Below are 26,252 nucleotides of genomic sequence, written 5' to 3' on the forward strand. Positions count from 1 at the left end.
TTTCCCAACGATGCCAATGATCCGGTCCATCTTGCTGTTTGCTGATCCAGATGAATTCGTCGGGGGAGCGTCTGTCTCGTGCACGTCGGTCATCCGTCGACTGTCGAGCTCATTCCACCCGACATTCATTACAACAGCCTTGCTCCGCAGCGATTCTTGTGGCTGAGGCGCCGCCGTGACGGTGAAGCCCTGATGATGATGGCGAGAGCGGCGGCTCGCAACGAGGAGGGCGGTCGCTTGAGCGATCCGTGATGTCTCGGCGCAGCGCCGGCATCCACGATCTTCCGAGCTCAGATGATCGGTTGCGATCGGCTCGCGTGGCTGACATCGAGCCGGGCGAAACGAAAAGGCAGCGCCCGCGCGGTCGCGAACGCTGCCAAGTCTGCAGATGCACGCGCTGCAGCGCGTGCTATTTATTCTTCTGATTGAAGTTCACATCGATGCTGAAGCTGAACTGGTCGTCGGTCAGTCCCGAGGGCGGCGCCGGCACCGGATCGGAGCGGTGGATCATCGACAGCGCCGCCTGATCGAATACCGAATCCCCGGAGGACTGCATGACCGAGGCCGACATCACCTTGCCGGCCCGGCTCAGCACCAGCGCGACCTTGACCGTGCCGTTGCGCTTCTTGCCCTCCGGATAGCGCTTGTGAAGTTCGAAATAGGCGCTGATCTTGCGTCCCCAATCATTGGTCAGCTTCTGCTTGTCCTTGCCCATTCCCGGATTGGGCGCCTTGGCAGTCTCGGCCGGTGGCGCCGCCTCGTCGAGCGCCTTGCGCGCCGATTCCTCCTGGGCGGCCGACGCGACCGAGGCCTCGGCCTGCTGGACCGCCTGCTGCTGCTCCTCTTTTTCCGGCTTCTTCGGGTCGTTCATCGTGACGACGCGATCGGCCTCCTCCTCGGTCTCGGTTGGCTTGTCCTTGACCGCATCGGACTCCTTGACCTCAGCCGTCTGCTGCATCTGCTCCGGCGCGGCTTCCGCCGCGTCGCTGTCCGGTCCGGCCGGAAGATCATTGTCCTCGACCTGGGGCGAGGCCATCTCGAGTGCGAACTCCGCGCCATTGGCGCCGAGCCCACCATCCGTCTCCTGGCCGTTGAGATGGACGACAGCGAGCGCGGCGCCGCCGCCGTGCAACATCAGCGCTCCGATCGCCGCCGAGATCCACAAGCGGCGCGACGCTCCCTGATACTTGTGTTCGACCATTCTACACTTCCATCGTTGATGAGGGATCAATGCACAGGCTGAGCGGTCGCGGCCGCCTGCGAAACGCCTTCGACGGTGACGAGCTTGATCTTCGAATAGCCGCCGGTGCGCAGCAACTCCATCACATCCATCAGCTCGCCATAGGGTACCCCGCGGTCCGCGCGCAGGAAGACGAACTTGTCCTTGGTCGCCTCCGGGATGTGCTCGAGCGAACCGACCAGGCTTGCTCGTTTCACCTGCTCCTCGCCGACGAACAATGTCAGATCCGGCTTGATGCTGACATAGATCGGCTTGTCCGGCTTCTTCTGCGGCGTGGCCGTCGAGGTTGGAAGGTCGACCGGCACGTCGACCGTCGAGAGCGGGGCCGCCACCATGAAGATGATGAGCAGCACCAGGATGACGTCGATGAACGGGGTGACGTTGATGTCGCTGGATTCGCCGAGATCATCGTCACCATCGGCTTCCGAGAGAGAAACAGCCATGGCTTACTCCGCGGCGAGCGCCATCGGAGGCGCGGCGTGGACGTGGATCGGCTCGAAGCGCTGACCGTGAGTGCTGTGATGGCTCTGGCCGCGATCAAGATCACGCGACAGCATGCGAGCGGTCGCGCCGGAGGAGCGACTGACCAGCTCCATGTAGCCTTTGGTCACGCGGGTGAAGTGATTGTAGATGATGACGGCGGGAATGGCGGCCACGAGTCCGATCGCTGTTGCGAGCAGCGCTTCGGCGATGCCGGGGGCGACGACGGCAAGGTTCGTCGTCTGCGATTTGGAAATGCCGATGAAGCTGTTCATGATGCCCCAGACGGTACCGAACAGCCCGACGAACGGCGAGATCGAACCGATCGTGGCGAGCAGGCCCATGCCGGTGCGGCAGCGCCGGCCTTCCGCGCGCACGATTTCGGCGAAGCTGGATGCCGCCCGTTCGTTCACGCCGTGAGACGGCAGCTCCGAGGACATTCGGATCTCATGCATCGCGGCGTCGATCATGGTGGTGAGTACGCTTTCGCGCGAGCCGAGCGCGAGCTTGGCTTCCGACAGCCAGCGCACATCGGCGACCTTGTGCAAGGCGCGCTTCAACTTGCGGCGGAGCATGGCGAATTCGATGGTCTTCGCGATGAACACGGTCCAGGTCGCGAGTGAGGCCAGCGCAAGGCCCATCATCACGGCTTTGACCAGGATGTCGGCGGCGAGGAACATAGACCAGGGCGACAGATCATGCGGCACGTGAGACGCCGCCTGCGCACCGCCCTGACCGGGCTTCTCGGCCTGATCCTTGGCCTTGTCCGCGGTTGCTGCTGGATCGGTCACCGCTTCTGTGGATGTGGCGGTCGAAGGTTGCGCGTCGCTTGCAGTGGCGGTCGAGGCAGATCCCTGCGAAGCGGCTGCGGCTTGAGCGGGCGCTGGCGCGACCGGAGCGGAACTATTCGCCTGCGCGCCCGTGCCAGGCTGGGCCGCAGCGGCCTGTGCAGTCGGCTGTGTCGGTGTCGTGATCGCCTGCGCGCTGTTCATGGGCTTGGCTGCCGTCGCCGGAGTCGCCGACGCATTTGAGGCTGCAGGCGCAGCGTTCGCTGCAGGCGACGGCACAGCGGCCATCGGCGCGGTCTGCGCGAGTCTTGCTGCTGCTGGGGCTGGATTGGTTGCGGAAGTCTGTGGCGCAACGGTAGCCTGGCCAGGTCTCGGCGAGGTGGCTGCCTGCTCGGCCTGCGCCGCCGCGCCGGCCGAAACGATTGCGATCACCGCTCCTGCGCGAAGAACGATCCTGAACATGTTGCTGCACATCCTTTGTAGTTAATTTCCTTGTAATGTTTCGAGACTTAACGGGGCTGTTTTGAGACGGCGCGTTGTCTCAAAGCGGGAACATCGACGTTCGCGCGCAATGCCGTGGACAGGATGCCGAGCGAGGGATTGCGCTGCATGATCGACTGACCGCAGTTCTAGCGCGGCGATCACATGCTAACTCCCTGAAAGTTCTGGTGTGCTACGATGCCGTGGCGGCAAGGCGCGCCGTGTCCGGTCGTTCTCGTCACGCAAATGCCGTCGTTCGGTCTTCCATCGATTCTAATTAGTCGTGTGACGGACCGGTTTGGCGAGGCGGTGCAGGGCGGGATCGGCGGGAGATGTCGACTCTGCCGCTTTCGCCGTTGCAGAGCGATGTGGGCGTCGAAGGCTCGCAGTCGCTGCAGAGTCGCGAAATGCACGATGGCGGGAGCGATGGGCCAGTCGCCCAGGCGACGGCGATCGCAACGCGGAGCCGGGGACGGCTCGGCCGCAATCACATCCGACGAGCGGGGGCCGCCGGGCGGCGGTCGAATCAAGCAGTCAATGAAATTGAAAGGACTAGATAAGACGAGCCGGGCTGCACCACTCTGCAACCCGGCTGTGCCACTTTGTCTGAATTGATCAAGAACCGGAGACCAGCCCGGAACATGATCTCAGGCCGGACTGCCTGTGCCGCTCGCTCAGGTCTCGGCCCAATAGCGGATCAGGTTGTGATAGAGGCCGGTCAGCCTCACCATCTCCGGATCATCGCGGCCCATGCGGCGCGACAGATCCTGGATCGTCGTGTCGAGATCGAAGATCATGCTGCGGGCCAGGGGATCGCGGATCATGCTCTGCAGCCAGAAGAACGAGGCGATGCGGACGCCACGCGTGACCGGCGTGACCATGTGCAGGCTGGAGGCCGGATACAGCACGAGGTCGCCGGCGGGCAGCTTCACCTCATGCGAGCCGTAGAGATCCTCGATGACCAGCTCGCCGCCGTCATACTCTTCCGGCTCGGAGAGAAACAGCGTCACCGACAGGTCGGTGCGAATGCGCAGGCCCGTGAGCTTGTCGCCACGGACGGCATTGTCGACATGGATGCCGAAATGATGGCCTGAGTCGGCCGCGTAACGGTTGAACAGCGGCGGGAATATATGCTGCGGAATTGCGGCGGCGAGAAAGCGCGGATTGGCGGTCATCGCCGAAATGATGCGGTGGCCGAGCTTGCGCGCCACCTCGCTGTCGGGCGGCAATTGCTCGTTGCGCTTGACCATCGCCGACTGGGCGCCAGCCGTCGAACGGCCGTCCTCCCAGTCGCTGGAGTCCATGATGTGGCGGAACTCCGCCACATCATCCTTGCTCAAAATCCCGGGGACACAGATCAGCATGAACTCATCAACTCGATAGCGGCCCCGGCGCAGGCCGGCGGTCAGAACCGTCCGGACAGGACGATCGATGCGCTTCGTCCCGGACCGACCAGGGTGAACGGCGTGGCACTCTGATAGAAGGCGTCGTAGTAGAGCTTGTTGAAGATGTTGGCAACGAACACCTTCGCGGTCCAGTTCTTGTCGAGCTTGGCTTCCGCGAAAGCATCGAAGCGCCAATAGCTCGGCAGCTCGGTGCCCTGGTTCGCGGCGAGCCAGGTGCCGCCGAAGATCTTCGACCGGTACACCGCCTGACCGCCGATCTCCCAGGTATCGTTGATCTGGTACTTCGTCAGCAGGCTGAAGGATTGGTGCGCGGTGTTGGCGAGCTGCAGGCCGACATTGCTGGTGAACAGCGCCGTGTTCGCCGGCGGGATGTTCGACTTCGTCACCTCGGACTGCATCAGCACGATGCCGCCGAAAATGCTCCATTTGTCGGTGAGCTTGCCGCCCGCCTGCAGGTCGATGCCGCGGATGCGGTAGGCTGCGCCGGCCGAAAGGCACGGCACGTTGCCGGTGGTGCCCACGGGATAGGGACAATCAGCGGTGGCCTGCGTGGCGTTCGCGATGTTGCGCGACTCGCGGGCATTCTCCTTCTCGGTCTGGAACAGGGCGCCGGTGACCAGCAGGCGTCCGTCAAGCAGCTCCCATTTGGTGCCGATCTCGATCGAGGTGTTCTTCTCGGGGCCGAACACCTGGTTGGCGCCGCCATTGGTCACGGCCGACAGGCCGCCATACTGCGAGCTCAGACCGTCGAACTCCGCGCCGACGGGGTTCGACGACGTCGCATAGGCCGCGTAGAAGCTGGCATAGGGCACCGGCTTCAGGGTCAGTCCGACGTTGAAGTTCGGCATGCCGCTCGAGGCCGCCGTCGAGCCCGGCGTGTTGGCGACACCGTTGACCGTGCCGAAGCCATCGACCCGGACGTCGTATTTGTCGTAGCGGATGCCGCCGTTGAGGATCACCAGATCGCGGTAGTTGACGCTGTCGAGCGCATAGACGCTCGCCGTGTCGATCTTCACATTGGTCGGGAACTGGCCGAGCGAGGGAATGCCGAACGGTGCGAAGGTTGCGCTCGGACTGAACACGCTCACGCCGGACAGCGAACCGTTGCCGGCGAAGGCAAGGCCCTGCTGCTCGGAGGTCAGGCCGGTGTAGCTGTTGATGAGCGCCTTTTCCTGCGAGACTTCGAGCCCGGCGAGCAGGGTATGCCGGAACGCGCCGGTATCGAACTTGTAGGTCGCCTCGAGCTGGTTGGCGAGCACGTCGGTCTGCTGGAAGCGGCTCTGCGGGTTGGCCCGGATCGTCGAGTTCGACAGCGGATTGGTGAGCGTCGGACCTTCCGGCAGCGTGCCGATGTAGTTGAGGGTCGAGCGTGACACCCGGAACTTGTCGGAGATCGTCAGGTCGGGTGTGACCTTCACCTCGGCATTCAATGTGCCGATGTCCTGGCCGATGCGCGAGAAGTCGCGGTTGACGAAGCCGTACCAGGCGTTGCGCGGTGAGCCCACCTCCGGGAACGGCGCGCCGGCCACGAGATTGTTCGGCCGCCAATAGGGCACGCCGAAGTCGGGACGTCCGGTGACCTCGCTGTGGATGTAGTTGGCCGCCAGCGTCACGGTGTCGAGCGGCGTCCATTTGGTCGCGATGAAGCCGCCATTGCGGTTGTCGGTCACGAAGTCGCGCCCGGCCACGCCCGCGTCCTGGAACAGGCCGCCGACGCGTGCGGCGAAGGTCGGAGTGATCTTCTGGTTGACGTCGATCACCACGCGCTTGGTCTTGTCGGTACCGAGCGTGGTGTCCATGTTGTAGAAGCTGCTTTCGGTCGTGGCCTGCTTGGTCACGATGTTGATGGCGCCGCCGGTGGTGCCGCGGCCGGCAAAGGACGAGGCCGGGCCGCGCAGGATCTCGACCTGCTCGGTGAAGAAGTTCTCGCGCACCGACACGCCGCCGTCACGCACGCCGTCGATGAAAACGTCGTTGCGGGCGTCGAAGCCGCGAATGAAGAAGCGGTCGCCGAACGCGTTGCCGCCTTCGCCGGTGCCGAGCGTCACGCCGGCGGTGGAGAGCACGGCGGATTTGAGGCTGGTCGAGTTCTTGTCGGCGAGGATCTCCTTGCTCAGCACGGTCACGGTCTTCGGGGTGTTGAGCAGCTTCTCCGGAAACTTGCCGGAGGCCTGCAGCCGCTCGCCCTTGTAGTCCGACGCGGGGCTCGAATAGGGGTTGCGGTCGGGCGGCAGGTTGCTCTTGGGCGCGGCGACCTGCTGCTGCTGTTGCTGGCGGGCGGCGCGGCGCATCGCGTCGCGGGCGCGCACCTGCTCAGCGGTCGGACGGGAGGCGGCAGGCTTCGGACGGGCGACCGGGGCTTCGACGGTGACGGAGGGCAGCGGCGCCTGCTGGGCTTCGGCACTCGAGAACGAGGCAACCGCGATCAGGCTGGCCACGGCCGAGACCTTCACTCCGGAAATATCGGAGGACGGATCCCATTCGTGTCCGCTTGCCCCGCGCAAGCTCCTTGGAAAGACTGCCTTACCCATATTCGACCACCCCACTCGCTACGCAATATTTTGTTGTTCGGTTCGTATCGTCCCGCGCAACCGGGTGTGTTCCGATTGCGAACGAGTGGCAAACTCAAAGGCAATCGGACCAGAAGTGGGTTCCACTGATGGCTCAATTGCGAAAAGTTTCCATCTGTGTCTGATAATGCGAATTGCTCGCAAGGTGTCGCGTTGGTGCAACACCCGCAACCTTGAGGTTGAATCGTCGGTTCAGGCGCAATTCCGGATAAGAAAATACCGGCACGAGATACCGCTCCGCTCCCGCGGTCGCGCAGGCGGCCTGCGCCGTGCTGGTCCGGCTGCACCTCGGATGCGGCCGGAGTCGGGCAACATTGTCGCGTCGTCGCGGCGCGGCCCGGTCGGTCGACGGTTCGGTGCGCGCAATTCAGGTCGGGATCTGGCCGGTATCACGGTCCCGATCAGCTCGCGCTTCACGTCCGTTCGACGATGATCGCGATCGGTCCGCCGCCATCGGGGCCCTGATGCTCGGCGCCGCCGGAGACGAAAAGGTCGGTGAAGCCGAACAGCCCGGCCAGCGCACCGCCGACGAAGGCCCGCGCATGGCGGGTCGAGGCGATGTCGCTGTCATCCAGCATCGTGTGTCTTTGGCCGCGCAGCCTGCCGCTCTGCGCCGCCTCGGCCTTGGCCAGCACGGCGGCGATACGGCCGCGCGCGGCGGCCGGCACCTGGCCCGCGGAGTCGATGCCGAGCCGGGCCAAAGCGGCGCGCGCCGGCTCGATGTCGATGGCATCGGCCATGACGGCGTGGTCGATCGCGAGCGGCCCGGTCCAATCCGCCGACATGCCGGCCACCATGATCTCGTGATCGAGCAGTTCGACGCCGCCCGATGTCGCCGCCCGCTCGCTGTAGCGCGCGTAGTCGGCGCAGATCATCGCGTCGGACAGATCGGACAGGGTCAGCTCGCCGAGCGCGACTGCTGCTCCGAGGGCCGAGGCACCGCGGGAGAAGCTCATCGATTTCAGCGTGTCCCGCACCGCGGTGGTGGTCCCGCGCGCCTCGGCCGCCTCGATCCGCTCCATCGTGAGCAGCGGGCATTTCACCTGGACATAGTGGACGTCAGCGGCATCGGCGATGCCGGCATCGGCCATCGCAGCCCGCACACCTGCCGCCACCTGCGCGACCTGCTGCATCCGGCCGAGGTGCTCGCTCGGGAGCAGCGGCGTCCGCGCCCGGCCGAGCGCGAGCGACTTGTCGAATGCACGCGGCTGCGTCTCGCCGCTCGCGTCACGGGCCTCGAACACGATCATATGCGGCGACAGCGCGCCTTCGGTGCCACCGGACATCACCATTGCGATCTGGTTGATCGCATCACCGTCGACGTGCCGGCCGAGCAGCGTTTGCAGCGAGCGTACCGCGAACGCGCGGGTGAAATCGTTGACGCAGCCATTGCCCTCGGTCTTGCCGAGAATGGCAATGATGCCGGCCGGATCGATGGCGCCCTGTGCGATCGCGGCGTCCAGCGCGCCGACATCATCCGGGCTGCGCATCGGCAGACGGTGAACAGTGGCGCGGCGCAAGGCGGTCGGCATCTCGGGAACTCCTGTGTGCTATCCGCCAGACTAGGCAATCACGAGGCCGCGCGCGACGGTGTTGCGCGATGACAGGCATGCTAATGTCGCGGCGCCTGATGTCAGTTCGCCGGGTGATTCATGCCTCTCTGGACCTGCTTTCAATGTGGCGCGCAGTTTCCTGACACGCCCACGCCGCCGTCCGCGTGCAGGATTTGCGACGAGGAGCGCCAGTTCGTGAACTGGAGCGGACAGCGCTTCATCGATCGCGACGAGCTCGCCGCATCGCGCCAGGTCATCTGGCGTGACGATGACGGCGTGACCGGTCTTGGCCTCGATCCGAGCTTTGCGATTGGCCAGCGCGCGCTGCTGATTCCCGAGCCCGACGGCTGCGTGATGTGGGACTGCGTTCCCCTGGCGACGGAGACCGCTGTCGCGCATGTGCGTTCGCGCGGCGGGCTGAAGGCCATCGCGGTCTCGCATCCGCATTTTTATGGCGCGGTAGCCGATTGGAGCGAGGCGTTCGGCGGCATCCCGATCTATCTCCATGGCGACGACAGCGCCTTCGTCACCCGGCCGCATCCCGCGATCGTGCCATGGACGGGCGACAGCTTGCGGATCTCCGACGCCGTCCGGCTCTATCGCACCGGCGGTCATTTCCCCGGCGCCACCGTGCTGCATTGGCGGGAGGGCGCCGAGGGCAAGGGCGTGCTGTTCACCGGCGACATCGCGATGGTCGCGATGGACCGCCGCCACGTCAGCTTCATGTATTCCTACCCGAACTATATCCCGCTCGGCGCCGCAGCCGTGCGCAGGATCGCCGCAACGATCGGGCCGCTCCCATTCGATCGCATCTACGGCGGGTGGTGGCAGAAGAACATCGCAACGGAAGCGAAGCCCGCCTTCGAGCGGTCTGTCGCGCGCTATCTCGCGGCAATCGCCTGACGTGGTTCCGTACGTGGTGCTGCACGCGCCGAGAGTAACGGGGCGTTAGGCACAACCACAACACAATGCGCGTTCAGCTTGCAGTCTGAGATCGTATGGTATCGAAGTATCCTGGTGGACCGGGGTACCTCAGTGCGAATGCAATTGCTGTTGTCGAAGACCGGCGGGGCTGCGGCCGGCGGCCTCCTGCTGGGACCGGATGCCGTGGCCGCCGCGCGCGAGGCGAGGACCGAGGCCGGCCCTCGCGGTATGCGGCGGCTGTGGAGCCTTGTGGCGCTGAGCCTGGTCGTCCTTCTCTCCGTGCCATTCCTGCTGGTCGATGTGCCGCCGGTGCTCGACTATCCCAACCATCTGGCGCGCCTGTTCGTGCTCGCGCATCCCGAAGACCCCGTGCTGTCGCAGATGTACGGCCCGAACTGGCGCATCCTGCCCAATCTCGGCATGGACGTGATCGGCGCGGCGCTGCTGCGCGTCACCGACGTCCATGTCGGCGGCCGCCTGCTGCTGGCGCTTGCGCTGTTCGCGCCGCTGATCGGGGTCGTCGCGTACCATCGCGCCGTCTTCGGCCGGTTCTCGCTCTGGCCGCTGGCGGCGGCGGTCATTGCTTATAATGGCATCTTCCTGCTGGGCTTCATGAACTTCCAGCTCTCGCTCGGGCTGGCGCTGCTCGGTGCGGCCGGCTGGGTCGTCCTGCGCCGTCGCGCCAACGTCCTCGTGCTCGCCGGGTTCGGCGCGCTCGCCGCGACCGCGACCTTCCTGTGTCACATTCTCGGACTTGTCTTCTTCGCGGTGCTGGTCGGCGCCGCCGAGACGGACCGGCTGTGGCGGTTGCGGCGGTCTCCCGACTGCATGCGCGAGCTCGTCGGCGCGGCCGGTGCGCTCGCCTTCGCCATGATCCCATCCCTCGTGTTTTATGCGCTGGGCCCGCTCAGCGAGCCGGGGGCGCGGCCGGGCCCATGGCTGTGGCAGCAGAAGCTCTGGTGGATCTTTACGCCGTTCATGACCACGAGCACCGGGCTGACGCTGGTCACGGCCTGCGCCGTGCTGGCGCTGCTTGTGCTCATCCGCCGCCAACTCGAACTCGCGCCAGGACTGCCGCTGGCGCTCGCGGTCCTGATGCTGGGCTTCGTCGCGGCCCCTGCCAAGGCGATCAACGGCGTCTATATCGATCTGCGCCTCGCTCTGATGATGGGCTTGTTGCTGTTTGCCGCGCTGCGGCCGCGGCTGAGCGCGCGCCAGGGTGTCTATGCCGGCCTGCTTCTGGGGGCGCTCACTTTGCTCCGCTGCCTCGATATTGGCGCCGGCTGGATCGATCACCGGCGCGATCTCGCCGAGCTGCGCGCGGCACTGACGCAGGTCGAACCAGGCAAGCGAGTGCTGGTCGCGAATGGCGAGCTCGACGGGATCGGGGACGCGGACAAGAGGGAGCGAACCTTGCCAGGGGTGCATCGGATCGACACCCATTTGGCCGCGCTGCTCGTCATCGAACGCCGCGCGTTCTGGCCGCTGCTGTTCGCGAATCCCGCGATGCAGCCGGTGATTGTTCGACCTCCGTTCGATCGCCTCGCAGAAGCTCTGGGCGAGCCGGTCGAATGGCGATGGCTGGAGCACCCTGATAGCTCTCCAGGGGCGGATATCCCGACTTATCTGCAGCGCTGGCGCTCCGACTTCGACGCGGTGCTGGTGATCGGTCCGCCGCTCAAGCAGCAGCCGGTCGCCGGGCTGTTGCCGCTTTCTCGTGGCAGCTATGTCCAGCTCTACCGGATCGAGCGAAGTTCAGATTCGGAGATGACCTCGGACGACGGCAATTTCCGTCCCGGCGCGCGGCGGACCGGCTCGAACTCGTGATCCGGCGGCCCTGGCCGCGCATGGCTGCGGCCCGCCCGCGTCCACTGATCCCCACAGCCCGGCCGTTCGTTGTCTGCTGATGAGGGCTCCGCATCGCTGCGGCGCGTCACCAGGAGGGCACGATGCAGATTGTCACGCCGGGGCCCGGGCAGGAATCGGTCTGGGATTATCCGAGGCCGCCGCGGCTGGAGCGGTGTCCGGCGCGGCTGCGCGTCCTGTTCGCCGGTGCCACGATTGCCGATACGACCGAGGGCTATCGCGTGCTCGAGACCAGCCATCCGCCGGTCTACTACATCCCGCCGCAGCATGTGGCGATGCCATTGCTGCGTCCCGCTGCAGGGCGATCGTTCTGCGAGTTCAAGGGTATCGCGAGCTATTGGACGATCGAGGTCGACGGTCGCGTGTCGGAGCAGGCAGCCTGGAGCTATGAGCAGCCGACCCCGAGTTTCGCCGCGATCACCGCGCATCTTGCCTTCTACGCCTCGCGGGTCGACGCCTGCTTCGTCGGCGACGAGCACGTTGCGGCGCAAGAGGGCGATTTCTACGGCGGCTGGATCACCGCACGCGTGGTCGGCCCATTCAAGGGGGCGCCGGGCACGCGGCATTGGTAGATGATCCGCAGTCCGGTTCTGACCGTATTTGAGAGGATGATCGGGAAAACGGACACCGGTCTTTCGCGAAGATCACGCTCGGGCAAAGAGACAAGATCTAGATAGTTCCGCTCGTCACGACGTCGGGGGACATGCCATGCGACGGCTGATGAAGTTCCTGCATACGATGGGCGCGATCGGCATGATGGGCGCGATGGCCTGCCTGATCGTGCTGCTCGGCCTGATTCCGCAGCCCGCGGTCTCGCTATCGCATTATGCCGAGCTGCGCGCGGCGATGGGCGCGATCGTGCGCTACGTGTTTTTCCCCTCGCTCGGCCTCACCTTGATCGCGGGGCTGCTCGCGATCGCTGTCAACCGCGCGCTGCACAGCGCCGGCTGGGCCCTGGCCAAGCTCGCCTCGGGCATTCTCGTTTTCGAATGGGGGTTTGCCGCAGTGCAGGGCCCGATGCAGGAGGCGGCCGAGGAGGCGGCCCGCGCGGTCGCCGGGCAGATCGACCCGGCGACGCTGCAGCCCAATTTCGGCACCGAGCAGGGCGCGATCTGGGTCATGCTCGCCGTGGCCACGGTGAACGTGATCCTGGGCGTCTGGCGACCGCGGTTCACCAACCTGCCGGATTGAAGCGCGCGGCGGCAGGCCGTGCGACCTTCCCAATGTCCAAGAGCGGAGGCGCGCCCGACATCAAGGCGCAGCAGCGCGACGAGATGTGATCGAATGCAGTCACGCGATCCAAGGACGGTGCCGGCCTCGTCATGGCCGGCGCCGTGCCTGGTGTGCCGCTCAAAGCGGCGTCGCGCGCAGCTCGATCGTGACCGGGGTCGCCGTGGGCCTGGTGGCCGGATCGGCCGGCATCTGCAGCACGCGGGCGCGTTGGCCGGTGGCGAGGTCCGTGACCTTGACGATGCGGCCATTGGAGAATTCCAGCGCGTCGTGATGCTCGGTCGGCTTGTTGAGGTCGACCTGCCGGAAGCGGGCGAGATGAGCACCGACCTTGCGGCGGAAGAAGAAGCCCTTGATGCGGACGTCGCCCTCGAAGGCGAGTTCGGTGCCTGGGCGCAGGCACATCGCGGTCAGTGGGTCGTCCTGGGTGCAGAAGCCGCGGGTCTCCGTGCCGGGAAAGCGACAGGAGACCAGCACGTCGTCGATTTTGGCATCACGGGAAGCAACAGTATGGAGGCTGTAGTCACACATGGAAAGCTCCTGAAGGCCGCCAGCACTGAGGCCGAAACGACGCAGCGGAGAAGTTGTTCCATTTTACGACAGCCGGGCAGCCCACCGCCCGCGGGCCGTGCGGTGGGGGCCGATGCGCGGAGGTCAGGTGAGATGCGCGGCTTCCTCGGACTCGCTCTCGTCGGCCGCTGCGCCCCAATGCGAAGCATCCTTGATGGTCGGATCGATCAACTCGCCACGCAGCAGCGCCAGCGGGGATTTCCAGTACAGCGCGATGTTGTGCAGCGGATCGCTCAGCACCTTGAAGCCCCAGATCAGTCCGGTGGCGACATCCTGCGTGGCAAACAGCTGGATCATGCGGAACAGACCGCCGCCAATGCCGACGGCGAGCCAGAGCAGGCCGACATGGCGGACGAAATCCATGCGGCTCGCCGGCTCGGCGAACAGGCCGAACAGCGTCGGAAACAGGAACAGCGCCACCGGGACCAGGCCCCAGACCGTGAGCAGCACGATCTTGCGGGTCTGATTGTAGCCGACCTTGACGGCTTCCTTGTAGTCGTTGGTGACGTCGTTGACGTGGTCGTAGCCGTTCGGCTCGAAGAAGAAATGACCGGTCTGGCGCGTCAGCATCGCGAGCCATCCGACCAGCCCGGCCATTGCCGGATCTTTGAACAGCAGCGCGTAGCAGACGAGGAAGATGACCGCGCTGATCAGATGCAGCGTCTGATTGATCCGGCTCTGATGATAGTAGCGGTAGTCGTCGAAGCGCTGCGTCTGCAGCGTCTTGTAGTAGCCCGACATGCGAATCCCCGTGCCGTTGTGGAACGAGACCGAGGCGTAGAGGGCTTCAGTGAAGGTGTCGTGACATTATGATGTTGTCACAATGAACCTGACCTGTCTTGGATCCAATCTTGGATCTTGTCTCGGATCCGCCAGCGTCGTTGGTTTGGACCGACGCGCGATGAGCCGGCGCGTCCGCCGCCGGCTGGTCTTGATGTCTGCCGCAGGATGCGCCCGCTGCGCTTTGATCGGGATCAAATCAGCGGGGCGATGGGGCCGATGGCGAACTGCCTCAGCCGCCCGGCGCGCGCGCCAGGCGGATCGCCTCGCTCAGAATTGTGCGGTCGCCGATATGGTTGGCGAGCAGCAGCACCAGCCGTGCATTCATGCGCAAGGCGTCCTCCTCGCTGAGGTCGCGCTGGCCACCGATCAGCTCGGCATAGAAGCCGTCGGGATCGCTGATATTCGGAGTGAGTGTCAGGCTCATGCCGCAAGCTCCTGCTGGACCGCGCCGTCCTTGCCGCAGGCGCGCCGGATCGACTCGGCGATCGCGGTCTCGTCGAATTGCGGAAAACGGGCGGTGGCATATTGATCGGGACGGAACACATAGGTCGGGGGTGACGAGGCGCCGTAGCGCTCGGCGAGCAGGCCCTTGGCATCGGCGATATCCCGGCCGACGACGATCACGCGCGCGGCGATGCCGTCCACCCGGACTTCGTCGGCGGACACGGAGCTGTCGAACGTCAGTACGGTGAAGCCCGAGCCGAGGCAGTTCAGCAGCCAGCCGGGCTGGCCGGCGATGATGACCGGCGCATCCGCCGCATTGGTGCCCGGCGTCATCGGCCCGGCAAGGCTCGTGCGATCGGGGGTGTTCAGCGATGAGGCGACATAGGGCGTCGGCGTCGACAGCCGGCCACTATTGACCAGCGGCCGGGCGAAGGCGTGATGCTGCGCGAGGTCGAGCACGGCGTCGCGGAAGTGCCGGCTCAGCCGTGTCTTGGGCGTGATGAAGTCGGTGGCCCGCGTCGAGTTCAGGATGTTGTCGTCGGCAGCATACGCGCGCTCCTCGTGATAGCTGTCGACGAGGCTCTCGGGCGCCTCGCCACGTAGCACCAGCGCGAGTTTCCAGGCGAGGTTGTCGATATCCTGCACACCGGTATTGGCGCCACGGGCGCCGAACGGCGACACCTGATGCGCGGCGTCGCCGGCGAACAGCACGCGTCCCCTGCGGAACTGATCGATCCGGCGGCAGGCGAACTGATAGATCGAGACCCATTCCAGCTCGAAATCGGTGCTCTCGCCGAGCATGGCCCGAATACGCGGGATCACGCGTTCGGGCTTCTTCTCCTCGTCCGGATCGGCGTCCCAGCCGAGCTGAAAGTCGATCCGCCAGATGTTGTCGGACTGCCGATGCAGCAGCACCGACTGTCCCGGATGGAACGGCGGGTCGAACCAGAACCAGCGCTCGGTCGGGAAATCCGCCTTCATCCGGACGTCCGCGATCAGGAAGCGGTCCTGGAAGAACTGCCCTTTGAACTCGGAGCCTACCATGCGGCGCGTGTCGGAATTGGCGCCGTCACAGGCGATCACCCATTGCGCCTCCATGGTGAAGATGCCGTCGGGCGTCTCCACGGCAAGGTCAGCGTGATCATCGAACTGCTTCAGGCTCACCAGCCGGTGCTTCCAGCGCAGATCCACCAGCGGGCTTTTCGTGCAGGCGTCGACCAGAATCTCTTCGAGATGATATTGCTGCAGGTTGATCATCGCCGGCCAGCGATGGCCGGGTTCGGGCAGCAGGTCGAACTGATAGGACAGCTGGTCGCGAAAGAACACCTTGCCGATGTTCCAGCTCACGCCCTTCTCGACCATCGCGGCGGCGCAGCCGAGCCGGTCCCAGATCTCCAGCGGGCGCTTGGCGTAGCACACGGCGCGGGAGCCGATGCTGACAGTGTCGTTGTCGTCGAGCACGACCACCGGCTGGCCGCGCGCGGCGAGGTCGAGCGCTGCGGTCAGGCCGATCGGGCCGGCGCCGATCACGACGACCGGGTGCCGCCGGGTCGTGCCGCTGCGCTGCTCGGCCGAGCATGCATAGTGAAATCGCGGATAGACATAGTTGCTCATGGCTGTCTCGCCTTGCGCGTTGCGGTCGGGACTGTGGAGACGGGTGTTCGCTCAGTCGACGCCAGCGAATTCCTTCTCGTGCATCCAGGCGGTGTGCCGCGGCGGCCTCTTGGTCGTGGCCCATTCGTCGACCATGGCATGGGCGACGGACTTCATCCGCGCGATCTGCTCGGGCGTGGCGGTCCAGGCCGCGATCTCCAGACGGTGGCCGCTGGGATCATGGAAATAGATCGACTTGAAGATGGTGTGATCGGTGATGCCGACGACGTCGAGGCCGGCCGCCTCGGCGCGTGCCTTGGCCTCCTCCAGTTCCTCCAGGTCCTTCACCTGGAAGGCGATGTGCTGGGTCCATTCAGGGGTGTTCGGATCGCGCCCCATCGGCGGCGAATTCGGCAGCTCGAAAAAGGCCAGGATGTTGCCGTTTCCGGCATCGAGGAAGATGTGCATGTAGGGATCCGGCGCCTTGGTCGAGGGCACGCGGTCCTCGGCGATGGCGCCGAGCAGGTCCATATTGAGGACCTTCTTGTAAAATTCGACGGTGGCCTTGGCGTCGACGCAGCGATAGGCGACGTGATGGATCTTCTCGATCTGCATGATCTGCTCCTCCCAATATCGTGGTTGGCAAAATAGTAACAGATGATACGATCGTCCGGCTTTGATTTGGATCAATCCAGGGAAGATGAGCGGCGAGCGTGGTTGGGTCAGGAACGCGGGCAGAGGCTGTGATGGCGGACGAGGTGCGGCAGACCGACATTGACCAATTCAAAGACCACAATCTGAAATTGCAAGAATACTTCCCTTATCGGCTTGCCCGCTTGGCCGAGCAGGTGTCGCTGGCGGTCGCCGAGGTCTATGCCGACAGGTTTGCGCTGTCGCGGCAGGAATGGCGCATCCTGGCGGCGCTGGGCGAGCAGCCGCGATTGCCGACCAAACAGATCGGCCGGCTGACGACGCTCGACAAGATGAATGTCAGCCGTGCCATGCAGAGCCTGGAGGCGCGCGGCATCGTCAGCCGCAGCCGCGATCCCGAGGACGGGCGGGAGCGCATCGTGACGCTCACCGCTGCGGGGCGCGGGCTGTACAGGAGGATCGTGCCCTATGCGCTGGCCCGGGAGAGCGATCTGCTGGGCGTGCTCTCGGCCGCGGAGCTCGCCACCCTCGATACTGTGATCGACAAGCTGCTAGCGGCTGCGGAGCGGGCCGTTGACGATCCTGTTGGCCGGAAGCCTTGATCGGTGCCGCGGCCGCGCTATATCGACGGTCTCTCCCCACCATTGATCGCATGGGCCAACGCACGACGATGACCGACACCGCCACCGTTAGCCATTCCTTCCAGGCCGAAGTCTCCGAGCTGCTCCATCTCATGGTGCACTCGGTCTACTCCGAGACCGACATTTTCCTGCGCGAGCTGATCTCGAACGCCTCCGACGCGTGTGACAAGCTGCGCTACGAGGCGATCGCCAAGCCGGAGCTGATCGGCGAGGGCGAGGCACCGCAGATCCGGGTGATCCCCAGCAAGGCCGCGAGCACGCTGACCATTGCCGACAGCGGCATCGGCATGGACCGCCAGGAGCTGATCGACCATCTCGGCACCATCGCCCGCTCCGGCACCAAGGCCTTCGTGCAGCGACTGTCGGAGGCCAAGGACGGCAGCGGGCTGATCGGCCAGTTCGGCGTCGGCTTCTACTCCGCTTTCATGGTCGCTGACCGCATCGTCGTGATCAGCCGCCGCGCTGGCGGCGACGAGGTCTGGACCTGGACCTCCTCCGGCGGCGCCGGATTCGAGGTCGCCCCGGCCTCGGAGGAAGACGCCAAGCGGGTGACGCGCGGCACCGAGATCGTGCTCCACCTGAAGGACGACGCCAAGAAATATCTCGAAACCTACGAGATCGAGCGCATCGTCACCGCCTATTCCGACAATATCCAGTTCCCGATCATGCTGGTGCCGGAGGAGGGCGAGCCGCGCCAGATCAATTCGGCCAGCGCGCTGTGGCAGCGTTCCAAATCCGAGCTGACGCCGGAAGACTACACCAAGGCCTACAAGTCGATCGCCCATGCGTTCGACGAGCCGGCGATGACGCTGCATTATCGCGCGGAGGGCCGTTACTCCTACGCCGTGCTGCTGTTCGCGCCGTCGACCAAGCCGTTCGACCTGTTCGAGCCGGCGCGCAAGGGCAAGGTCAAGCTCTATGTCCGCCGTGTCTTCATCACCGACGACGCCGATCTGCTGCCGGCCTATCTGCGCTTCGTGCGCGGCGTGATCGACAGCGAGGACCTGCCGCTCAACATCTCGCGCGAGATGCTGCAGAACAATCCGCAGCTGGCGCAGATCCGCAAGGCCGTGACCACGCGCGTGATCAGCGAGCTGGAGCAGCTCGCCGAAAAGGATGCGGCCAACTTCGACAAGATCTGGGATTCCTTTGGCGCCGTCATCAAGGAGGGCCTGTACGAGGATTTCGAGCGGCGTGACAAGCTGCTGGCGCTGGCGCGCTTCACCACGACGTCGGGCGAGAAGCGCTCGCTGAAGCAATATGTCGAGGGGCTGAAGGAGAACCAGACCGAGATCTACTTCCTGGTCGGTGACAGCATCGAGCGCTTGAAGTCCAATCCGCGGCTCGAGGCGGCCAAGGCGCGCGGCGTCGAGGTGCTGCTCCTGACCGATCCGGTCGATGCGTTCTGGACCTCGGCGCGGCTCGAATTCGACGGCAAGCCGCTGAAGTCGCTGAGCCAGGGCGACATCAATTTCGATCCGATCCCGCTGAGCGAGGAGCAGAAGGCCGAGGATGAGGCGAAGCCGGCGGCCGACGAGGCCGACACGATCGCGCTGATCAAGGCGAGCCTCGGCGATCACGTCACCGACGTGAAGGTCTCGACCCGTCTCACCACCAGCGCCTCTTGTCTCGTCGCCGGCAGCCATGGTCCGGACCGCGAGCTGGAGCGGATCCTGTCGCAGCAGGCGCGCGGCGCGCGCAGCAAGCCGATCCTGGAGATCAATCTGCGCCACCCGCTGGTCGTGGCCATCGCCAAGGCGGCGGCCGACAAGGCCAAGGTCGACGATCTGTCGTTCCTGCTGCTGGAGCAGGCCCAGATCCTCGACGGCGAATTGCCGGAGGATCCGGCCGCGTTCGCGGCGCGGCTCAACCGGCTGGTGCTGCAGGGCGTCGCAGCGGCGTAGCACTCGGCAAGGTGGATGCGGGCGTGAGGTCAGTTCTTCGCGCTCGCCTGCACCACCTTGCGCCAGTGCATGATCTCGGCGCGGTAGGTCGCGGCATAGATGCCGGGATCGCCGCTGATCGGGGTGGCGCCGATCTCGGCGAATTGCCGGATGATGGCGGGATCGGTCAGCGCGGCGTTGATTTCGCGGTTGAGCAGGTCAACGATGGGCTTTGGCGTGCCGCGCGGCGCCGCCACGCCGTAGAAGCCGGAGGTCTCGAACGCCGGCAGCACCTCGGCAACGGCCGGCAGTTCCGGGAAGGCCTGGGAACGCTCGCGGGTCGAGACGGCGAGCGCCCGGACCTTGCCGCTGCGCAGCAGCTCGAGGGCGGAGGCGGTGTTGTCGAACATCGCGTGGATATGGCCGGAGGCGAGATCGGTCAGGGCCGGGCCCGAGCCGCGATAATCGACGATCGACCAGGTGATGCCGCCGAGGGTGCGAAACAGCTCCGCCGACGCGAACTGCACCGTGCCCGGACCGGCCGAGCCGACGCTGAGCTTGCCCGGGTTGGCCCGGGCATGGGCCAAGAAGTCGGCCAGCGTCTTCACCTGCAGCTCCTTGTTGACCAGGAGCAGCAGCGGCATCCGCGCCATCCCGGCGACCGGGATGATGTCGCCGGTGCCGTCGGGGCCCGGCGGGACCGCGCGGGCGGCGTTGATGATGTTGGCGGTCGAGGTCGCCAGCAGCGTATAGCCATCCGGTGCGGCGTTCGCGACGCTGCGCGTTGCCAGATTGCCGCCGCCGCCCGGGCGGTGGTCGAGCACGAAGGGCTGGCCCAGCCGCAGCGACAACTGCTCGCAGACCAGGAGCGACAACCGGCCGGTCGCGCCGCCCGGGGCGAACGGAATCACCCAGGTCACCGGCTTTGTCGGGTACGGGGCGTCGGCCGCGCCGAACGCCGGTGAGATGGCCGCAACGCCGCTCCAGGCGGCGCAACTGAGCAGGGCACGTCGTGTGATCGTCGTGTCGTTGGGCATGCCGGCCTTCATTTGGGCATGTTCTGGGAGAGTGAGCCTAACCGGTATTTGCCTCCACTTCGTAAAGGAACGCATGGGCATCAATCACGATCGGCTTTCGGCAGGTTAACCGTCCCGGCCGGCCTGTCGTCGGCGCGGGCCTGGCCAGGCCGTCGGAGGCCGCCGGTTGATTTCGCTCAAGCGCGAAGCCGACCGCAGCAGCAATAGTGGCGGCGCAATCCGGAACCGGCATCCAATGTTCGAGCGCATCCTGCGGTGGACCCTTGTCGCAATCGCCGTCGGCGGCCTCGCTGCGGGCGGGCTCGCGCATCTGGCCGGCCGGGCCGACCTCGCCGGCATCGCGTTCACGGCCTCCACCGTCCCCGTCATCGCCGGGCTCGTCGTCTCGATCGTCCGCGACGTCATGGCCGGACGGGTCGGGGTCGATGCCATCGCGCTGGTGTCGATGAGCGCGGCCATTGTGCTCGGCGAGCCGCTGGCCGGGGCCGTGGTGGCGCTGATGTATTCCGGCGGCAACGTGCTCGAGGACATCGCGGTCGCGCGCGCCGAGCACGACCTGCGGGCGTTGGTCGACCGTGCCCCGCGCGAGGCCCATTGCCGTCGCGGCGAGGAAATCGAGAATATTCCGGTCGGCAGCGTCGTCGTCGGCGACCGGCTGATGGTTCGTGCGGGCGAGATCGTCCCGGTCGATGGCGTCGTGGAAACGAGCAGCGCGGTGGTCGATGAATCGGCGCTGACGGGCGAGCCGATCCCGGTCACCAAGACGCGCGGCATGGCCATCCTGTCGGGATCGCTGAATGCCGGCGAGACATTCGAGCTGTCGGCCACGGCGACCGCGGGCGAGAGCACCTATGCGGGCATCGTCAAGCTGGTGACAGCGGCGCAGACCGCGAAGACGCCGTTCGTGCGGCTGGCCGACCGCTATGCGCTGATTTTCCTGCCGGTGAGCCTCGCGATCGCGGCCGCCGCTTACTTCACCTCGGGCGACATGATCCGAAGCCTCGCCGTCCTGGTGGCCGCGACCCCGTGTCCGCTGATTTTGGCCGCGCCCGTGGCCTTCATCGCCGGTGTCGCGCAGGCGGCGCGCAGCGGCATTCTGGTGAAGGGCGGCGGCAAGCTGGAGGCGCTGGCGCGCGCCCACACGGTGCTGTTCGACAAGACCGGCACGCTGACGGTCGGCGGCGCGCGACTGCTGTCGGTGGAAGCGGCACCGGGGGAGGACGCCGATGACGTCCTCTTGCTCGGCGCCTCGCTGGAGCAGGCGTCGCACCACGTCGTCGCCCACGCGATCGTGCAGGCCGGCCGCGACCGCGGGCTGAAGCTGAAGGTGCCGGAGGCGGTCCGCGAGACCATGGGCGCCGGACTCGAAGGGGTGATCAATGGCCGCCGCATCAGCGCCGGCTCGCGTGATCTCGTGCTGGGCACTCAGACGCCGCCGCCCTGGGCGGCCCGCGCCATGCGTCGCGCCTCCTGGCGCTCGGCGCTGATCGTGTTCGTTGCGGTCGAGGGCCGGCCGATCGGGGCATTGCTGCTGGCCGACGAGTTGCGTGCGGATACGCCACGCGCCATCCGCTGGCTGCGCGAGGCCGGTATCGCGCGCATGGTGATGGTCACCGGCGATCGCGCCGCTGCCGCCCAGGCGATCGGCGCGGCGCTCGACATCGATGCGGTGCTGGCGGATCGCGTTCCGTCGGACAAGGTCGATGCGGTCAAGAGCGAGCAGCGGCTGCATCCGACCATCATGGTCGGCGATGGCATCAACGACGCTCCAGCACTGGCCTCCGCCGATGTCGGCATCGCGCTCGGCGCGCGCGGGGCCAGCGCGTCGTCGGAGGCGGCCGACGTCGTCATCCTCGCGGACCGGCTCGACCGCGTCGGCGAAGCGATCGTGATCGCCCAGCGCGCCCGGCGGATTGCGCTGGAGAGCATCGTCGTGGGCATGGCGCTGTCGTTCATCGCCATGGGCGCCGCTGCCTTCGGCCTGCTGCAGCCGGTGCCTGCGGCACTGGTGCAGGAGGCGATCGACATTGCCGTCATCCTCAACGCCTTGCGCGCTTTGCTCCCGGCCGGCCGGGGCCGGGCTGGCCGCATCAGCGCCGAAGACGGTCGCGGATTGCGCCATGATCACAAGGCGCTGCTGCGCGGGCTCGACCGCTTGCGTGCGATCGTGGACGCACTCGACGAGGCGACGCCGGAACAGGCCGTCAGCCTGATCGGACAGGCCAACGCCGTGGTCCAGGACCAGGTGGTCGCGCATGAGCGGGACGATGAAGGCTCGGTCTATCCCCGGCTCGCGCGGCTGCTGCAGGACAGCCACGGCCTGTCGGCGATGAGCCGCGCCCATCGCGAGATCCTGCACCTCGCGCGGCTGCTCGGCCGCCTTGCCGAGGATCTGCCCTCCGAGCATGTCGACCGCTATCTGATCCGCGACGCCCAGCGCGTGATCGAGGCGATCGAGACCTTGGTGCGGATGCACACGGCGCAGGAGGATGACATCTACGAAGCCGTCGCGGCACGCTCGGCCGCGTGACTCATCCGGGATGTTTTGGCAGGTCGATCCGCTCGCCGGCAAACTCTGCCGGCCCCTCGATCAGCCGGCGTATCCGCCGCTCGCGCTCGTCGGCCGGCAGGCTGGGGTCGAGCATCTGGTCGATCAGCCGGATCGCATTCTGCTCGATCGCCAGCGGATCTTGCACCTTGGTCTCCGACATGGCTGTCGGTCGGGATGCATGCAGCCCGATCGTCACCAGTTGGCTGATGGCATCGGAGCGCGTGGTCTGGTGTGTCTCGGCCCAGACATCGATGTCTGCGGTGAGCTCTTGAGAGAGCCTGACCGCGCTCACCGCATCATGTCCCAGCCGGACGGCGGGACTGTGATCCCTTCGCGTGTCGGACAATGGCGTCATCTGCCTGTTGATCATATCAGCCTAAATTACACTGGAGGGAATGGGATTTGATTTCGATCAAGGACGGCCTAAGAAAACGGCCTCGCCGCGGCGGTCCGGCCGCGATCCCGCGTTGCCGTCCTTCGGCAGCCTCTCGAGCGTGACACAAACACAACCGGTTGCCCATGCGATTCCTGAACACCTTTCAGCTCTATGATTTCTTCGACACGCTCGTGAGCCTCTTCACCGCCTTCGTGCTGGGCACGCTGATCGGTGCCGAGCGGCAATTTCGGCAGCGGAGCGCGGGCCTGCGCACCAACGTGCTGGTCGCGGTCGGAGCGGCCGCCTTCGTCGATCTCGGCAACCGGCTGACCGGCGCGGACGGCGCGGTCCGGATCATTGCCTATGTGGTGTCGGGCATCGGCTTTCTCGGCGCCGGCACCATCATGAAGGAGGGCATGAATGTCCGCGGCTTGAACACCGCGGCGACCTTGTGGGCATCTGCTGCGGTGGGCGCCTGTGCCGGCGCGGATCTGGTCGCGCAGTCGGTGGCGCTGACGCTGTTCGTGCTGGCAGGCAACACCCTGCTCAGGCCGCTGGTGAATGCCATCGACCGCATTCCGCTGAACGCGGCCACGTCCGAGGCCCAGTACGAGCTTGTCGTCACCACCGACATCCTGCATGTGGCGGAGCTGCGTGAGGCGCTCGACGAGCGGTTGGAAGCCGCCAAATATCCGGTGCGGGAGACCGAGGTCGCATACCGGTCCGACGACATCGTGGAGATCACCGCCACGCTGGTCCCGCTTGCCGCCGAGACGGCCGAACTCGACCGCGTGACGGCTGAGTTGTCGAGGCTGCCCGGCGTACGTCATGCGACCTGGAACGTCAGTGCGCTGGAGTGATGAGACGGCTGGCGGCAGGCCTGCTGCCTGGCCTGTTGCTCGGCCCTGTGCCAATGGCGACGGCGCGCCCTCGTCATCTTCTCCGCTCCCGATGCTCGTCACTGAGCATGATGGATTGTTCCATCCGCTGGGTGAACCCGAGCTGAATGCGCCGAGCCGCGACGGGCCGACGCTGATCAATGCCCGGAGCGGGCGAAGATCTCGTAGAAGCCGAGCACGATCTCGCAGGCGATCAGGATGACGACGATGATCTCGAGCCGCAGCGAGCGCTTGGTATCGATGATGTCGGCCAGCGCCGTCGCGGTCTCGGCGATCACGGCGAGCTTGCGGTTCAGCGTCTCCTCGCGCTCCTTCAGCTCATACTCGTCCTCGAGCCGCGCATACAGCCGCTCGAGGTCGGGCCGGTCCCACAGCACGTCCGGCTTCTCGCCAACGGCCACGCGGCCGGACACGCGATGCTGCACCAGCAGCGCCGCGCCGAGCAGCTTGAGCATGGCCACCCGGCTCTTCGACGTGCGCCCCAGTGCCGCGAGCTCGCGCGCAAAGGGTTCGATCGTATCGAACACGTTGGCGATCTCGCGCTCGCTGCGGCCGAGCACCACGCTTTTGGCAAGCGCATCGGCGACGATCAGGAGCCGTTCGAGCGACAATTCCTTGACCAGGATCGGCCCGCCGACCGGGATCGGCTCCTCGGATTCGCCCGCGACCTGGACCTTGGCGGTCTCTTCCTCGGGGGGAGCGATCGGTCCGAACAAGCGGCCGCTCAGCCGGTCGAGGAAGTTGAGCTCGTCGGCGACCGACAGGCCGATGAAGACGACAACGCCATAGCGGAAGACCACCGCGACTCCGGTCTCGCCGATGCGCACCGCCAGAGGCGTCGCCGACAGGACCTGGCCTTCGAAACCAGCGGTGTTGATGCGGTCCGCGATCTGCAGCGCGCGGGCGGCGAGTTGGGGGATGGCATGGGGATCGGCGATCATGGCGAGAGGCTAGCACGCCAATACCGACGGATCGATAACGCGGCGCAGCTTCGACGTTCCGCTCGCCCGCGCATCCGTCGTTGAACCCGCTTGACAGCGCCGGTCGTAGCTCCGCATTGAAGGCGCGATCCGGATGGATGACCCCTCGATGTCGCAAACCAGCACGGCGGACTACTACGCCTCGATCCCGGTGTTTCGCGGTTTTTCGCGGCTGATGGAGCCGCAACTCTACAAGCCGCTGCCCGACGACTGGATGATCGGCACAGCCGATATTGTCGACTCCACCAAGGCGATCGCCGAGGGGCGATACAAGGCCGTCAACATGGCGGGAGCGGCGGTCATCGCAGCCGTGACCAATGCGCTCGAAGGGCGTGAATTCCCGTTCGTGTTCGGAGGTGACGGTGCGAGCTTCGCGGTCGGGCCGGCCGACGTCACGGCGGCGCGCGAGGCGCTGGCCGCCACCGCCACCTGGGTCCGGGAAGATCTCGGCCTGTCGATGCGCATTGCCCTGGTTCCCGTGCGGGAGATTCGCGCACAGGGGAGCGACGTGTCCGTGGCGCGTTATGGACCGTCGGCCAATCTGTCCTACGCGATGTTCGCAGGGGGCGGGCTGGGCTGGGCGGAGGCGGCCATGAAGCGCGGCGCATTCGCCGTGACGCCGGCGCCCCCCGGCACCCAGCCTGATCTGTCGGGTTTGTCCTGCCGCTTCGAGCTGATGCCGTCGTCGCGGGGGCTGATTCTCTCTGTGCTGGTGCTGCCGGCCGCGGGGGCGGACACGCAAGCTTATCGTAAGGTTATCGAGGATATCATTGCGCTGACGGAACGCAGCCCTGATGCCGGGCGGCCCGTGCCCGCCGGTGGGCCGGTCCTGCAATGGCCGCCGCAGGGACTGGGCTACGAGGTGCGGGCGGCGCGCGGCGGACCGCTGTTCGCGCGCTGGGTGCGCGTGATCGGGCGCACGCTGTTCGTCTATGCCGTCATCCGTTTCGGAATCAGCATCGGTGGCTTTGTGCCGCGCCTCTACACCCAACAGGTGGTGGAGAATTCCGATTTTCGAAAATACGACGACGCGCTGCGGATGATCCTCGACTGCACGGAGGAGCTTGCGCAGGAGCTGGAGCGGCGCCTGAGCGACGCGGCGGCGCAAGGCATCGTCCGCTACGGTCTTCATCGGCAGGACGCGGCGATGATGACCTGCTTCACGCCGTCGGCGATCCGCCCCGATCACGTCCACTTCATCGACGGCGCACAGGGCGGTTACGCGTCGGCGGCGACCGCGCTCAAGGCTGCGGTGGCCTGAGGCGGGGAGAGCATGATGCCGATTGCGCGGAAGCGCATTTTGCTCT

24 protein-coding genes are annotated in these 26,252 nt (G+C 66.1%); 10 read left to right on the forward strand and 14 right to left on the reverse strand.

Going from position 1 to position 26,252, the window contains the following annotated elements:
• Positions 1 to 409 precede the first annotated feature (409 nt).
• From BBTA_RS06180 to exbB, 3 genes are read right to left on the reverse strand one after another with little or no spacing between them, the layout of a single operon-like run.
• Positions 410 to 1,201 (reverse strand): TonB family protein, encoded by a 792-nt coding sequence (locus BBTA_RS06180; protein WP_012041588.1) that lies wholly within the window; start codon positions 1,199 to 1,201, stop codon positions 410 to 412.
• 26 nt (positions 1,202 to 1,227) lie between these two features.
• On the reverse strand, positions 1,228 to 1,683 hold the full coding sequence (gene exbD, locus BBTA_RS06185; protein ID WP_012041589.1) for a TonB system transport protein ExbD: 456 nt from the start codon (positions 1,681 to 1,683) through the stop codon (positions 1,228 to 1,230).
• Positions 1,684 to 1,686: 3 nt separating this feature from the next.
• Complete coding sequence (exbB, locus tag BBTA_RS39915; protein WP_371260202.1) at positions 1,687 to 2,796, reverse strand: tonB-system energizer ExbB; 1,110 nt, start codon at positions 2,794 to 2,796, stop codon at positions 1,687 to 1,689.
• On the opposite strand from exbB, the gene BBTA_RS41230 reads away from it, so the two are divergent.
• Complete coding sequence (locus tag BBTA_RS41230; protein WP_244424506.1) at positions 2,690 to 2,995, forward strand: hypothetical protein; 306 nt, start codon at positions 2,690 to 2,692, stop codon at positions 2,993 to 2,995. The two genes, exbB and BBTA_RS41230, sit on opposite strands and share 107 nt — an antisense overlap.
• Before the next feature lie 667 nt (positions 2,996 to 3,662).
• Here the strand turns inward: BBTA_RS41230 and BBTA_RS06195 are convergent.
• The 3 genes from BBTA_RS06195 to BBTA_RS06205 all read right to left on the reverse strand — a co-directional run bounded on the left by BBTA_RS06195 (position 3,663) and on the right by BBTA_RS06205 (position 8,496).
• Positions 3,663 to 4,352, reverse strand: a complete 690-nt coding sequence (locus BBTA_RS06195; protein ID WP_041750382.1) for a Fe2+-dependent dioxygenase — start codon at positions 4,350 to 4,352, stop codon at positions 3,663 to 3,665.
• 41 nt (positions 4,353 to 4,393) lie between these two features.
• Positions 4,394 to 6,925: a TonB-dependent siderophore receptor gene (locus tag BBTA_RS06200; protein WP_012041593.1), complete on the reverse strand. Its 2,532-nt coding sequence runs from the start codon at positions 6,923 to 6,925 to the stop codon at positions 4,394 to 4,396.
• Between the two features lie 452 nt (positions 6,926 to 7,377).
• A complete protein-coding gene (locus tag BBTA_RS06205) occupies positions 7,378 to 8,496 on the reverse strand; it encodes a ring-opening amidohydrolase (protein WP_012041594.1) in 1,119 nt (372 codons plus the stop codon).
• A 120-nt stretch (positions 8,497 to 8,616) separates the two neighbouring features.
• Here BBTA_RS06205 and BBTA_RS06210 point away from each other — a divergent pair, with 120 nt between their 5' ends.
• The 4 genes from BBTA_RS06210 (at position 8,617) to BBTA_RS06225 (ending at position 12,498) form a co-directional block, all read left to right on the forward strand.
• Positions 8,617 to 9,420, forward strand: coding sequence for an MBL fold metallo-hydrolase (locus BBTA_RS06210; protein ID WP_041750383.1), 804 nt, complete (start codon positions 8,617 to 8,619; stop codon positions 9,418 to 9,420).
• Positions 9,421 to 9,558: 138 nt separating this feature from the next.
• A complete protein-coding gene (locus BBTA_RS06215) occupies positions 9,559 to 11,268 on the forward strand; it encodes a hypothetical protein (protein ID WP_201767752.1) in 1,710 nt (569 codons plus the stop codon).
• Between the two features lie 122 nt (positions 11,269 to 11,390).
• Positions 11,391 to 11,879, forward strand: coding sequence for a DUF427 domain-containing protein (locus BBTA_RS06220; protein ID WP_012041597.1), 489 nt, complete (start codon positions 11,391 to 11,393; stop codon positions 11,877 to 11,879).
• A gap of 136 nt (positions 11,880 to 12,015) precedes the next feature.
• On the forward strand, positions 12,016 to 12,498 hold the full coding sequence (locus tag BBTA_RS06225) for a hypothetical protein (protein WP_012041598.1): 483 nt from the start codon (positions 12,016 to 12,018) through the stop codon (positions 12,496 to 12,498).
• 159 nt (positions 12,499 to 12,657) lie between these two features.
• Here the strand turns inward: BBTA_RS06225 and BBTA_RS06230 are convergent, their stop codons facing one another.
• The 5 genes from BBTA_RS06230 to BBTA_RS06250 all read right to left on the reverse strand — a co-directional run bounded on the left by BBTA_RS06230 (position 12,658) and on the right by BBTA_RS06250 (position 16,542).
• Positions 12,658 to 13,068 (reverse strand): hypothetical protein, encoded by a 411-nt coding sequence (locus tag BBTA_RS06230; protein WP_012041599.1) that lies wholly within the window; start codon positions 13,066 to 13,068, stop codon positions 12,658 to 12,660.
• 123 nt (positions 13,069 to 13,191) lie between these two features.
• Positions 13,192 to 13,848: an Mpo1-like protein gene (locus BBTA_RS06235; RefSeq protein ID WP_012041600.1), complete on the reverse strand. Its 657-nt coding sequence runs from the start codon at positions 13,846 to 13,848 to the stop codon at positions 13,192 to 13,194.
• 271 nt (positions 13,849 to 14,119) lie between these two features.
• Positions 14,120 to 14,314, reverse strand: coding sequence for a DUF2783 domain-containing protein (locus BBTA_RS06240; RefSeq protein WP_012041601.1), 195 nt, complete (start codon positions 14,312 to 14,314; stop codon positions 14,120 to 14,122).
• Complete coding sequence (locus BBTA_RS06245) at positions 14,311 to 15,948, reverse strand: FAD-dependent oxidoreductase (RefSeq protein WP_012041602.1); 1,638 nt, start codon at positions 15,946 to 15,948, stop codon at positions 14,311 to 14,313. The genes BBTA_RS06240 and BBTA_RS06245 overlap by 4 nt, the downstream gene beginning before the upstream one ends.
• Positions 15,949 to 15,999: 51 nt before the next feature.
• Positions 16,000 to 16,542, reverse strand: a complete 543-nt coding sequence (locus BBTA_RS06250) for a VOC family protein (protein WP_012041603.1) — start codon at positions 16,540 to 16,542, stop codon at positions 16,000 to 16,002.
• 131 nt (positions 16,543 to 16,673) lie between these two features.
• Between BBTA_RS06250 and BBTA_RS06255 the strand changes: the two genes are divergently transcribed.
• A complete protein-coding gene (locus BBTA_RS06255) occupies positions 16,674 to 17,180 on the forward strand; it encodes a MarR family winged helix-turn-helix transcriptional regulator (protein ID WP_012041604.1) in 507 nt (168 codons plus the stop codon).
• Positions 17,181 to 17,248: 68 nt separating this feature from the next.
• A complete protein-coding gene (gene htpG / locus BBTA_RS06260; protein ID WP_012041605.1) occupies positions 17,249 to 19,123 on the forward strand; it encodes a molecular chaperone HtpG in 1,875 nt (624 codons plus the stop codon).
• 29 nt (positions 19,124 to 19,152) lie between these two features.
• Here htpG and BBTA_RS06265 read toward each other — a convergent pair whose 3' ends face one another.
• Positions 19,153 to 20,139 (reverse strand): tripartite tricarboxylate transporter substrate binding protein, encoded by a 987-nt coding sequence (locus tag BBTA_RS06265; protein ID WP_012041606.1) that lies wholly within the window; start codon positions 20,137 to 20,139, stop codon positions 19,153 to 19,155.
• Positions 20,140 to 20,374: 235 nt separating this feature from the next.
• Here BBTA_RS06265 and BBTA_RS06270 point away from each other — a divergent pair, with 235 nt between their 5' ends.
• Positions 20,375 to 22,669 carry a heavy metal translocating P-type ATPase gene (locus BBTA_RS06270; protein ID WP_012041607.1) on the forward strand — a complete coding sequence of 765 codons (2,295 nt, stop codon included), beginning with the start codon at positions 20,375 to 20,377 and terminating at the stop codon, positions 22,667 to 22,669.
• A gap of 1 nt (position 22,670) precedes the next feature.
• On the opposite strand, the gene BBTA_RS06275 is transcribed toward BBTA_RS06270, so the two are convergent.
• Positions 22,671 to 23,060: a hypothetical protein gene (locus BBTA_RS06275; protein WP_041750384.1), complete on the reverse strand. Its 390-nt coding sequence runs from the start codon at positions 23,058 to 23,060 to the stop codon at positions 22,671 to 22,673.
• Positions 23,061 to 23,209: 149 nt separating this feature from the next.
• Between BBTA_RS06275 and BBTA_RS06280 the strand changes: the two genes are divergently transcribed.
• Positions 23,210 to 23,926 carry an MgtC/SapB family protein gene (locus BBTA_RS06280; RefSeq protein WP_012041609.1) on the forward strand — a complete coding sequence of 239 codons (717 nt, stop codon included), beginning with the start codon at positions 23,210 to 23,212 and terminating at the stop codon, positions 23,924 to 23,926.
• Positions 23,927 to 24,102: 176 nt separating this feature from the next.
• Here BBTA_RS06280 and BBTA_RS06285 read toward each other — a convergent pair whose 3' ends face one another.
• Complete coding sequence (locus tag BBTA_RS06285; RefSeq protein WP_012041610.1) at positions 24,103 to 24,906, reverse strand: RMD1 family protein; 804 nt, start codon at positions 24,904 to 24,906, stop codon at positions 24,103 to 24,105.
• 148 nt (positions 24,907 to 25,054) lie between these two features.
• Here BBTA_RS06285 and BBTA_RS06290 point away from each other — a divergent pair, with 148 nt between their 5' ends.
• Positions 25,055 to 26,206, forward strand: a complete 1,152-nt coding sequence (locus BBTA_RS06290) for a DUF3095 domain-containing protein (protein WP_012041611.1) — start codon at positions 25,055 to 25,057, stop codon at positions 26,204 to 26,206.
• Positions 26,207 to 26,252 lie beyond the last annotated feature (46 nt).

Source organism: Bradyrhizobium sp. BTAi1, assembly GCF_000015165.1.
Lineage (GTDB): Bacteria > Pseudomonadota > Alphaproteobacteria > Rhizobiales > Xanthobacteraceae > Bradyrhizobium > Bradyrhizobium denitrificans.

What these genes read in the sequence shown, in the direction of transcription:
- BBTA_RS06220 (WP_012041597.1), top strand. Translation starts at nt 11,391, where the DNA reads ATGCAGATTGTCACGCCGGGGCCCGGGCAGGAATCGGTCTGGGATTAT.
- BBTA_RS06270 (WP_012041607.1), top strand. Translation starts at nt 20,375, where the DNA reads ATGTTCGAGCGCATCCTGCGGTGGACCCTTGTCGCAATCGCCGTCGGC.
- BBTA_RS06285 (WP_012041610.1), bottom strand. Translation starts at nt 24,906, where the DNA reads ATGATCGCCGATCCCCATGCCATCCCCCAACTCGCCGCCCGCGCGCTG.
- BBTA_RS06240 (WP_012041601.1), bottom strand. Translation starts at nt 14,314, where the DNA reads ATGAGCCTGACACTCACTCCGAATATCAGCGATCCCGACGGCTTCTAT.
- BBTA_RS06215 (WP_201767752.1), top strand. Translation starts at nt 9,559, where the DNA reads ATGCAATTGCTGTTGTCGAAGACCGGCGGGGCTGCGGCCGGCGGCCTC.
- BBTA_RS06210 (WP_041750383.1), top strand. Translation starts at nt 8,617, where the DNA reads ATGCCTCTCTGGACCTGCTTTCAATGTGGCGCGCAGTTTCCTGACACG.
- exbB (WP_371260202.1), bottom strand. Translation starts at nt 2,796, where the DNA reads ATGGCCGCTGTGCCGTCGCCTGCAGCGAACGCTGCGCCTGCAGCCTCA.
- BBTA_RS06275 (WP_041750384.1), bottom strand. Translation starts at nt 23,060, where the DNA reads ATGATCAACAGGCAGATGACGCCATTGTCCGACACGCGAAGGGATCAC.
- BBTA_RS06200 (WP_012041593.1), bottom strand. Translation starts at nt 6,925, where the DNA reads ATGGGTAAGGCAGTCTTTCCAAGGAGCTTGCGCGGGGCAAGCGGACAC.
- BBTA_RS06265 (WP_012041606.1), bottom strand. Translation starts at nt 20,139, where the DNA reads ATGCCCAACGACACGACGATCACACGACGTGCCCTGCTCAGTTGCGCC.
- BBTA_RS06225 (WP_012041598.1), top strand. Translation starts at nt 12,016, where the DNA reads ATGCGACGGCTGATGAAGTTCCTGCATACGATGGGCGCGATCGGCATG.
- BBTA_RS06205 (WP_012041594.1), bottom strand. Translation starts at nt 8,496, where the DNA reads ATGCCGACCGCCTTGCGCCGCGCCACTGTTCACCGTCTGCCGATGCGC.
- BBTA_RS06255 (WP_012041604.1), top strand. Translation starts at nt 16,674, where the DNA reads ATGGCGGACGAGGTGCGGCAGACCGACATTGACCAATTCAAAGACCAC.
- BBTA_RS06235 (WP_012041600.1), bottom strand. Translation starts at nt 13,848, where the DNA reads ATGTCGGGCTACTACAAGACGCTGCAGACGCAGCGCTTCGACGACTAC.
- BBTA_RS06250 (WP_012041603.1), bottom strand. Translation starts at nt 16,542, where the DNA reads ATGCAGATCGAGAAGATCCATCACGTCGCCTATCGCTGCGTCGACGCC.
- BBTA_RS06245 (WP_012041602.1), bottom strand. Translation starts at nt 15,948, where the DNA reads ATGAGCAACTATGTCTATCCGCGATTTCACTATGCATGCTCGGCCGAG.
- BBTA_RS06180 (WP_012041588.1), bottom strand. Translation starts at nt 1,201, where the DNA reads ATGGTCGAACACAAGTATCAGGGAGCGTCGCGCCGCTTGTGGATCTCG.
- BBTA_RS06195 (WP_041750382.1), bottom strand. Translation starts at nt 4,352, where the DNA reads ATGCTGATCTGTGTCCCCGGGATTTTGAGCAAGGATGATGTGGCGGAG.
- exbD (WP_012041589.1), bottom strand. Translation starts at nt 1,683, where the DNA reads ATGGCTGTTTCTCTCTCGGAAGCCGATGGTGACGATGATCTCGGCGAA.
- BBTA_RS06230 (WP_012041599.1), bottom strand. Translation starts at nt 13,068, where the DNA reads ATGTGTGACTACAGCCTCCATACTGTTGCTTCCCGTGATGCCAAAATC.
- htpG (WP_012041605.1), top strand. Translation starts at nt 17,249, where the DNA reads ATGACCGACACCGCCACCGTTAGCCATTCCTTCCAGGCCGAAGTCTCC.
- BBTA_RS06280 (WP_012041609.1), top strand. Translation starts at nt 23,210, where the DNA reads ATGCGATTCCTGAACACCTTTCAGCTCTATGATTTCTTCGACACGCTC.
- BBTA_RS06290 (WP_012041611.1), top strand. Translation starts at nt 25,055, where the DNA reads ATGTCGCAAACCAGCACGGCGGACTACTACGCCTCGATCCCGGTGTTT.